The sequence below is a fragment of the Rhodovulum sp. PH10 genome (assembly GCF_000293785.1).
Taxonomy (GTDB): Bacteria; Pseudomonadota; Alphaproteobacteria; order Rhizobiales; family Xanthobacteraceae; genus Rhodoplanes.
In genome coordinates, this window is record NZ_AKZI01000051.1 from 22,745 (window position 1) to 30,235 (window position 7,491).

Consider the following 7,491-nt stretch of genomic DNA (forward strand, 5'->3'; position numbering starts at 1 on the left):
CGCCTTCCCGATCCGACGCCTCGAACCCCCGCGAGGACGACATGGACGCCCTGACGCCTCCGCCCGAGCCGGCCGTGCCGGTCGTCGACGCCCGTGACGGCGGGCCGGTCGCCCTCGCGGCGCGCGAGGCGGCGCGCCTGCGGGCGTTGCGCGACGCCTGCATCGCCGCCTTCCCGGCCGGGGTCGGGCTGCTGGTCCCGGCCGGCGACGCGCTGACGCGGCGCTGGCTGGTGCGGTCCGGCTCGCCCTATGTCGGCGAGGTGGCGGCGATCGCCGCCGGCCTCGGCGTCGCCGGGGCGTGGCTGCTCAACGGCTCCTATCAGTGGGCCTGCACGGCGCTGGCCCGCGAGGAGGAAGGCGTGCCGTGGCTCGCCCGCACGCTCGACTGGCCCTATCCGGGGCTCGGCCGCCACCTCGTCGTGGCGCGGCTCGCCGGCGCGGCCGGCGACTTCTTCACCGCCACCTGGCCGGGCTTCGTCGGCGTGCTGTCGGCGATGGCGCCGGGGCGGTTCGCCGCTTGCATCAACCAGGCGCCGCTCAAGCGGGCGACGAAGCTGCCGTGGCTGCGGCCGATCGACCTCGCGGCCAACGTGCTGCACGGCTGGTCGGTGCGGGCGCTGCCGCCCGACCATTTGCTGCGGCACGTGTTCGAGACGGCGGCGGATTTTTCGCAGGCGAAGGTTTTGCTCGAGACGACGCCGGTCGCCCGGCCGGTGATCTTCACGCTGGTCGGCTGCCGTCCGGGCGAATGCTGCGTGATCGAGCGGACCGAGGAGGCGGCTGCGGTCCGCACCACCCACACCGTGGTCGCCAACGACTGGATGCCGGCGCGGCCCGACTGGGAGGCGCGCATGGCCGCCGTCGACCTGCTGCACGAGTCGTCCGATCGGGCGGCGGCGGCCAACCGCGCGCGCGAGGACCAGCTCGCCGGCTTCTCCGGCGCGGTGTCGCACAGCTTCGACTGGGTGCGGCCGCCGGTGCTCAATCCCTACACCCGGCTCGCACTGGCGATGTCGCCGGCCGAAGGGCGGCTGGCGGTGGTGGGTTACGAGCGCGACCCGGGCGTCGAGCTGCCGCGCCCGGTCACCGCACGCTGTGAGATCGTCGCACGGGAACCGGCCTGAACGGGCGGCCGCGTGCCGCGGCGATCACCGGCGCGATCCTCGGGGCACTCATCGGGACGCCCGCTGGGACACTCACTGGGGTGCTCGTTGGGACGATCGTCGGGGCGACGGGCGGCCGCCGGCGGCGCTCGAACGGCGGGGTGAGGGCGGACGCGATCTCGTCCATCCGCTCGAACACCAAGTCCGGCCCGCAGGCGCGCATCACCGCGGCGTCGGTGTAGCCCCAGGTCACCGCGCCGAACGCCATGCCGACCGCGCGTGCCGCCTCGGCGTCGCGCACCTCGTCGCCGATCGCGATCGCCTCGTGCGGGCGCACCCCGAAGCGGCGCAGCACCGCGCGGAATTTCCGCGCCTTGCCGAACATCCCGGCCGAGCAGGCGAAGTGCCGCACCAGCGCGGCTTTCTCTGGCCCCAGCATGGCGCGCACGTTCGCCTCGGTGTCGGAGGAGACGACGGTGAGCACCGGCCCGCGCGCGGCGACCGCCGCGAGCATCTTTCCGGCATCCGGAAACAAAGGGATGGTGGCGATCGCCTCGGTCTTCAGCGCCCGCATGTGACGCGCGATCATCGGCACCTTCCAGCGCGCCACGCCGAGCATCGCCAACAGCTCGCGCGGCCCGCAGCGGCGCATCGCCGCCACCTCGTCGGGCGCCACCCGGCGGATGCCGAAGCGGTCCGCCACGTCGTTGAACACCGCGGAAAACCACGGAAAACTATCGGCGAGCGTGCCGTCCACATCGAACACGACGAGCCTGTAGGTCACACCGTCACCCGACCCTCGTTCACCCGACCTTCTTTCACCGGTCCGTCCTCGAACGGCCTTTCGACATGGTCGCTCGACATGGCCGCCCGACATGGCCGCTCTGCGACCGGGACCTCTTCCGATCCTATCGGTTTTTTACCACGAACCGATGACACCGGTTCCGACACGAGAAGGCCCCGATCCTCTCCTAATCGAGCCGGTCCGTCCGTCGGAGGCTCTTTTCGGTCACCGAAACGAGCCTCGCCGGGCGCGAAGAGAGGCCGGGCGCGGGGGCGCGAGCGAGGGATCGCATGGTCAGTAAGACGGGCCACCAGCAGGCCGCCGGGTTCGGCGGCTTCGGCAACGCGCACGAGGCGCACGAGGACATCACCGCCGGCGCGGTCAAGCGCATCATCGCCGAGCAGCTCGACGTGCTGATGCGCCAGCAGGGCATCGACCGCTCGGAGCTGGCCCGCCGCCTGCGCACCAGCCGCACCGAGCTCGACCGGCTGCTCGATCCCGACAGCGAGGCGGTGACGCTCGGCACGCTGGCGCGCGCCGCCCGCACGGTCGGTCGCAAGCTGCGCGTCGAGCTGGTGTGATCGCGGCGTTTTCTCGGCTGGCCGCGGCGGACTTTCATGCCGGCTCCGGGGCGGGCTCCGGAGCGAGCACATCCGCCGGCGGCTGCCAGTCGTAGATCCAGTCGTAGCGGGCGAGCATCAGCTCGCCGCCGAGCCCGACCCGCATCACCAGGTCGCGGGCGAGCGCCATCGGCCCGCCGAGATGGTAGAACCGGTCGTTGCGCCTGGCGGCCCGCTGGACGTCGTGGTCGCGTGGGCGGCGCGCCCGCTCGTAGGCGCGCAGCGCCGCGGCCGGCGCCTCCGGCCGCTTGGCGAGAGCATCCGCCAGCACGATCGCGTCCTCGATCGCCATCGCCGCGCCCTGCGCGAGAAACGGCAGCATCGGGTGGGCGGCGTCGCCGAGCAGGGTCACCGGGCCGCGGCCCCACTTCTTCAGCGGCGGGCGGTCGTACAGCGTCCAGCGCAGCCAGCGCTCGGGCCGGGCGATCAGCGCGCGCGCGCCGAGCGGCCAGCGGTTTTCCGGGAAATGCTGCAACACCTCGCCGCTCGAGGCGGGGCTCGACCAGCCGGGAGCCTCGGTGTCGTCGGTGGCGATCGCCACGATGTTCACCAGCTCGCCGCCGCGCACCGGGTAGTGCACGAGATGGGCGCCGCGCCCGATCCACAGATTCACCGACGGGGTGCGCAGCTCGGGCGCGAGCACCTGCACCGGCAGCAGCGTGCGCCATGCCGCCCGTCCCGCCGGCCGCGGCGGTCTTGCGTCGCCGAGCTTTTCGCGCACCTGCGAGCGCAGGCCGTCGGCGCCGATCAGCGCGATGCCGCCGACGTCGGACGCCCCGGTCGGGCCGGAGAACGCCACCGTCACGCCGTTCGGATGGATCGCGAACTCGTCGACCCGGGCGCCGAGCTTGATCTCGATGTCGCCGCACTCCCGCACTTTTGCGAGGAGCGCCGCTTGGAGATCGCCGCGATGGACCGTCCAATAGGGGGCGCCGTAATAGCGCTCGGACCGGCCGATCGGCAGCGTCACGATATCGCGACCGCTCGACGCCTTGCGCACCCGCACGACATCGGGCACGCACACCACCGGTGCGAGCGTTTCGGCGAGGCCGAGCCGGATCAGCACGCGCGAGGCGTTGGGCGACAGCTGGATGCCGGCGCCGGTCTCCTCGAGCCGGGAGGCCTGCTCCAGCACGACGACGCGAAAGCCGCGGGCGGCGAGTGCGAGGGACGCCGTGAGCCCGCCGATCCCGGCTCCGGCGACGAGGATGGTCCGGGACGACGCCATGGGACGTGAACGACCGGCCGCGATCAGGCGGCGCGGACCTCCTTCAGGGCGCAGTCCGGCGGCCGGGCGGCGAAGGCGTCGAGGTCGGCCTTGTGGCGGTAGAGGGTAGAGCAGTAGGGGCAGACGATCTCGTCGTCGTCCCCCATATCCAGGAAGACGTGCGGATGATCGAACGGCGGATTGGCCCCGATGCACATGAAGCGCTTGGCGCCGATCTCGATCACCGAAACGCCGGCATCGTTGTGGAAGTGGGGCACGATCTTGTCCGCCATGGTTCCTCCTCTGCGCGCGCTCGCGCCGACACCGGGCCGGCTTCGGCCGGCGGCGACATTAGCGAGCCTGCGATGCGATTCCTAGACCACAGGAGAGGGAGAGCGTCTCGCCGTCCGGCGGATTTCGATCCGTCTGCGGTTTCCGGGCCGCACCCTGGTGCGCCGTCCCTTCGGAAGAAGCGCGAGGTGGCGCTGCCGCTGCTGCTCGCCGCGACCGTGGTGGGCGCCCTGGCGCTCGCCGGCTCGCACGCCTTCGAGGCCGGCACTCGGCTGGTGAACCGCGACGACCCGGTGGCGCTCGCCGACCAGGTGGTGCGCCAAAGGCTCGACGCGGCGACCGCGCACCGGGAGATCGAGGCGGCGCTCGCGGCCGAGGACGTCGACCTCGCCAAAAGCTTCGTCGATCTCGCGCGTTCGCGTGGCGTGTCGGTCGATCCCGGTCTTCTCGCGCGGGTGGCGGCGGCCGACACGCCGCAGGCGACCGCCGAGCGGACCGCCAAAAAATTCGGCCAGGGGCTTTTTACCGGCGAGCCGGACGACGCCGCCTCGCTCGCCGGCACGCTGGCGGGCGACCTGTTCGTGTTCGGCGACGTGCGTGACGCGGCGCGCGAGGGCATCCGCATGGCCTATGGCGAGGAGGCGGACGAGCTGGTGCTCGGGCTCGCCTGCGTCGGCATCGCGGTGACCGCCGGCACCTGGGTCTCGCTCGGGGCGATGGCGCCGGTGCGCGCCGGGCTCTCGGTGGTGAAGGGCGCGTGGCGCACCGGCAAGCTGACCGGGCGGATGGCACTGTGGCTCGGACGATCGCTGCGCGGCGTGGTCGATCTCGGCGCCGCCCGCAAGGCGGTGTCGGGCGCGGCGTGGCTGCATCCGGCGGCTGCCGTGCGCGGGCTGCGCGCGGCGGTGAAGGCGGAGAAGGCGGACGGGCTGAAGCGTTTCGTCTCCGACGTCGGCCGCGTGCAGGGCCGGGCCGGCACCCGTGCGGCGCTCGACGGGCTGAACATCGCCGAGGGGCCGAAGGACGTCGCGCGAATCGCCAAGCTGGCCGAGAAGGAGGGCGGGCGCACCCGCGCCATCCTGAAACTCGGGGGACGCGCGGCGATCGCCTTGACGGTCGGCGCGATGAACCTCGCGAGCTGGGTGATCTGGGCGCTTCTCTCGGTGGTCGGCTTCCTCTCGACCGTGAAGAGCCTCACCGAGCGGGTCACCCGAAAAGCGCTCCACCGGGCGAAGCGCCGGCGCGCCAAAAGGGCCGCCCGGCTGGTCGCCCGCACCACCGCCCGCACCGCCGGGCTCGCCGCCGTCGCGGCCGCGCTCGCGGCCTTTTCCGAGGCTCGTTCCGAGCCGTCTTTCGCGTAAAACTCCAGGACTCCGACGTAGCTTCGATGAAATCCTTCAAGAACGGGGCGGTCGAGATCGCCTATCTCGACGAGGGCGAGGGCGAGCCGATCGTGCTGGTGCACGGCTTCGCCTCCAACAAGGGCACCAACTGGGTGTTTCCGCGCTGGGTGACGACGCTGACCAAAGCCGGGCGGCGGGTGATCGCCCCCGACATGCGCGGCCACGGCGCCTCGTCCAAGCTCTACGATCCCGCCGACTATCACAGCGCCCGGATGGCCGAGGACGTGTCTGCGCTGCTCGACCATCTCGGCGTCGGCCGGGCCGACGTGATGGGGTACTCGATGGGCGCGCGGGTGACCGCCTTCCTGGCGCTCGCCGCCCCGCAAAAGGTGCGCTCGGCGATTTTTGGCGGGCTCGGCGCGCATCTGCTCGACGGCGGCGGCCTGCCGGACGCGATTGCCGAGGCGATGGAGGCGCCCTCGCTCGACGACGTGACCGACCCGCAGGGCCGCACCTTCCGCTCCTTCGCCGACCGCACCCATTCGGACCGCAAGGCGCTCGCCGCCTGCATCCGTGGCTCGCGTCAGAGCCTCACACCCGCCGAGGTGGCGCACATCGAGCCGCCGGTGCTGATCGCGATCGGCACCACCGACGAGGTGGCGGGCTCCGGCGCGGTGCTGGCGGAGGCGATTCCGGGCGCCGAGCTGGTCGACATCCCCGGCCGCGACCACATGCTGGCGGTCGGTGACCGGGTCTACAAGGAGGCGGTGCTGCGATTCTTGCAGCAACGGCCCTGAGAACGACTATTTACGCTGCGGTGGTAGCGTGCCGCCGCACGGTTTTTCCTGGAGGGCATCATGGCCCAGCGTCACACCTCGACCGCGACCCTCGGGCGGGTCGATCCGGTCTGGGACCGCATCCGCACCGAGGCCGAGGCGGTGGTCCGCAGCGAGCCGGAGCTCGCCTCGTTCCTCTACGCCTCGGTGCTGCACCACGACCGGCTGGAGGAGGCGGTGACCCACCGGGTGGCGTCCCGGCTCGATCACCCGGACGTGTCGAGCGAGCTGATCCGCCAGGCCTTTGCCGATGCCCTCGAGGACACGCCCGATCTCGGCGAAGCCTTTCGCGCCGATGTCGTCGCGGTGGTCGACCGCGACCCGGCGACCGACCGCTTCCTCGAGCCGCTGCTCTACTACAAGGGCTTTCACGCCATCCAGACGCACCGGCTGGCGCACTGGCTGTGGAGCAAGAACCGCAAGAATTTCGCCTATTACCTGCAGAGCCGGTCGTCGGCGGTGTTTCAGACCGACATCCACCCGGCGGCGCAGGTCGGGCGCGGCGTCTTCCTCGACCACGCGACCGGCCTCGTGGTCGGCGAGACCGCGGTGATCGAGGACGACGTGTCGATTTTGCACGCGGTGACGCTCGGCGGCACCGGCAATGAGCACGGCGACCGGCACCCGAAGATCAGGCACGGCGTGATGATCGGGGCGGGGGCCAAAATCCTCGGCAATATCGAGATCGGGCATTGCGCCCGCATCGCCGCCGGCTCTGTCGTGCTGCGCGCGGTGCCGCACAACACCACGGTCGCCGGGGTGCCGGCAAAGATCGTCGGCGATGCCGGCTGCGCCGATCCGTCCCACACGATGGACCAGATGCTGCGCGACCTCGGCCTGTAGGGCTCGTCCCCCGCGACGTCGCGTCATGGTGAACGCCCGCATCGCCCGGTGCGGGCGAGAGATGTCCACCGGGCGCGGGCGCGCGCCGGTGGCGATGCACCGCAGTTGCGCCGGCCCGGGTTGCGCGACCGCGCTTCGGCCCGGTAAACACGGCGGCGTCTCCGGCGAATCCTCCGCGATCTCGCCAGGCGGCAACAGACAAGGAGGGACTCGTGGACGCGCTGGAGATCAGGAAGCTCGAAGGCTATCTCCGCCGGCTCTTCGGCAACGCCCGGCTGCGGGTGGTGCCGCGCCCGAAAAAGGACGATTCCGCCGAGGTCTATCTCGGTGAGGAGTTCATCGGCGTGCTGTTCGTCGACGACGAGGACGACGACCGCTCGTACAATTTCCAGATGGCGATTCTCGGCACCGACCTGGAGTGATACCAGCGGCGGGAAACTATGACCTCATCCTGAGGGTCGCCG

9 protein-coding genes are annotated in these 7,491 nt (G+C 71.8%); 6 read left to right on the forward strand and 3 right to left on the reverse strand.

Annotation, left to right across the window (positions count from 1 at the left end; translation table 11 throughout):
• Positions 1-41: 41 nt before the first annotated feature.
• Positions 42-1,124, forward strand: coding sequence for a hypothetical protein (locus A33M_RS10060; RefSeq protein WP_008386502.1), 1,083 nt, complete (start codon positions 42-44; stop codon positions 1,122-1,124).
• Here A33M_RS10060 and A33M_RS10065 read toward each other — a convergent pair.
• A complete protein-coding gene (locus A33M_RS10065; RefSeq protein WP_008386503.1) occupies positions 1,084-1,887 on the reverse strand; it encodes an HAD hydrolase-like protein in 804 nt (267 codons plus the stop codon). The genes A33M_RS10060 and A33M_RS10065 overlap by 41 nt on opposite strands.
• A 290-nt stretch (positions 1,888-2,177) precedes the next feature.
• Here A33M_RS10065 and A33M_RS10070 point away from each other — a divergent pair, with 290 nt between their 5' ends.
• The gene (locus A33M_RS10070; RefSeq protein ID WP_008386504.1) at positions 2,178-2,468 is read left to right on the forward strand and encodes a helix-turn-helix domain-containing protein; all 291 of its coding nucleotides are present in this window, start codon (positions 2,178-2,180) and stop codon (positions 2,466-2,468) included.
• 34 nt (positions 2,469-2,502) lie between these two features.
• Here the strand turns inward: A33M_RS10070 and A33M_RS10075 are convergent, their stop codons facing one another.
• Both A33M_RS10075 and A33M_RS10080 read right to left on the reverse strand, forming a co-directional pair.
• Positions 2,503-3,735: an FAD-dependent monooxygenase gene (locus A33M_RS10075; RefSeq protein ID WP_008386505.1), complete on the reverse strand. Its 1,233-nt coding sequence runs from the start codon at positions 3,733-3,735 to the stop codon at positions 2,503-2,505.
• 23 nt (positions 3,736-3,758) lie between these two features.
• A complete protein-coding gene (locus tag A33M_RS10080) occupies positions 3,759-4,007 on the reverse strand; it encodes a zinc-finger domain-containing protein (RefSeq protein WP_008386506.1) in 249 nt (82 codons plus the stop codon).
• 186 nt (positions 4,008-4,193) lie between these two features.
• On the opposite strand from A33M_RS10080, the gene A33M_RS10085 reads away from it, so the two are divergent.
• The 4 genes from A33M_RS10085 to A33M_RS10100 all read left to right on the forward strand — a co-directional run bounded on the left by A33M_RS10085 (position 4,194) and on the right by A33M_RS10100 (position 7,449).
• A complete protein-coding gene (locus A33M_RS10085; RefSeq protein WP_008386507.1) occupies positions 4,194-5,366 on the forward strand; it encodes a hypothetical protein in 1,173 nt (390 codons plus the stop codon).
• Positions 5,367-5,392: 26 nt separating this feature from the next.
• On the forward strand, positions 5,393-6,145 hold the full coding sequence (locus A33M_RS10090) for an alpha/beta fold hydrolase (protein ID WP_008386514.1): 753 nt from the start codon (positions 5,393-5,395) through the stop codon (positions 6,143-6,145).
• Between the two features lie 60 nt (positions 6,146-6,205).
• Positions 6,206-7,027 carry a serine O-acetyltransferase gene (gene cysE, locus A33M_RS10095; RefSeq protein ID WP_008386517.1) on the forward strand — a complete coding sequence of 274 codons (822 nt, stop codon included), beginning with the start codon at positions 6,206-6,208 and terminating at the stop codon, positions 7,025-7,027.
• Between the two features lie 212 nt (positions 7,028-7,239).
• Complete coding sequence (locus tag A33M_RS10100) at positions 7,240-7,449, forward strand: DUF3126 family protein (protein ID WP_008386519.1); 210 nt, start codon at positions 7,240-7,242, stop codon at positions 7,447-7,449.
• The last annotated feature ends 42 nt before the right edge of the window (positions 7,450-7,491 follow it).

What these genes read in the sequence shown, in the direction of transcription:
- A33M_RS10060 (WP_008386502.1), top strand. Translation starts at nt 42, where the DNA reads ATGGACGCCCTGACGCCTCCGCCCGAGCCGGCCGTGCCGGTCGTCGAC.
- A33M_RS10070 (WP_008386504.1), top strand. Translation starts at nt 2,178, where the DNA reads ATGGTCAGTAAGACGGGCCACCAGCAGGCCGCCGGGTTCGGCGGCTTC.
- A33M_RS10075 (WP_008386505.1), bottom strand. Translation starts at nt 3,735, where the DNA reads ATGGCGTCGTCCCGGACCATCCTCGTCGCCGGAGCCGGGATCGGCGGG.
- A33M_RS10080 (WP_008386506.1), bottom strand. Translation starts at nt 4,007, where the DNA reads ATGGCGGACAAGATCGTGCCCCACTTCCACAACGATGCCGGCGTTTCG.
- A33M_RS10090 (WP_008386514.1), top strand. Translation starts at nt 5,393, where the DNA reads ATGAAATCCTTCAAGAACGGGGCGGTCGAGATCGCCTATCTCGACGAG.
- cysE (WP_008386517.1), top strand. Translation starts at nt 6,206, where the DNA reads ATGGCCCAGCGTCACACCTCGACCGCGACCCTCGGGCGGGTCGATCCG.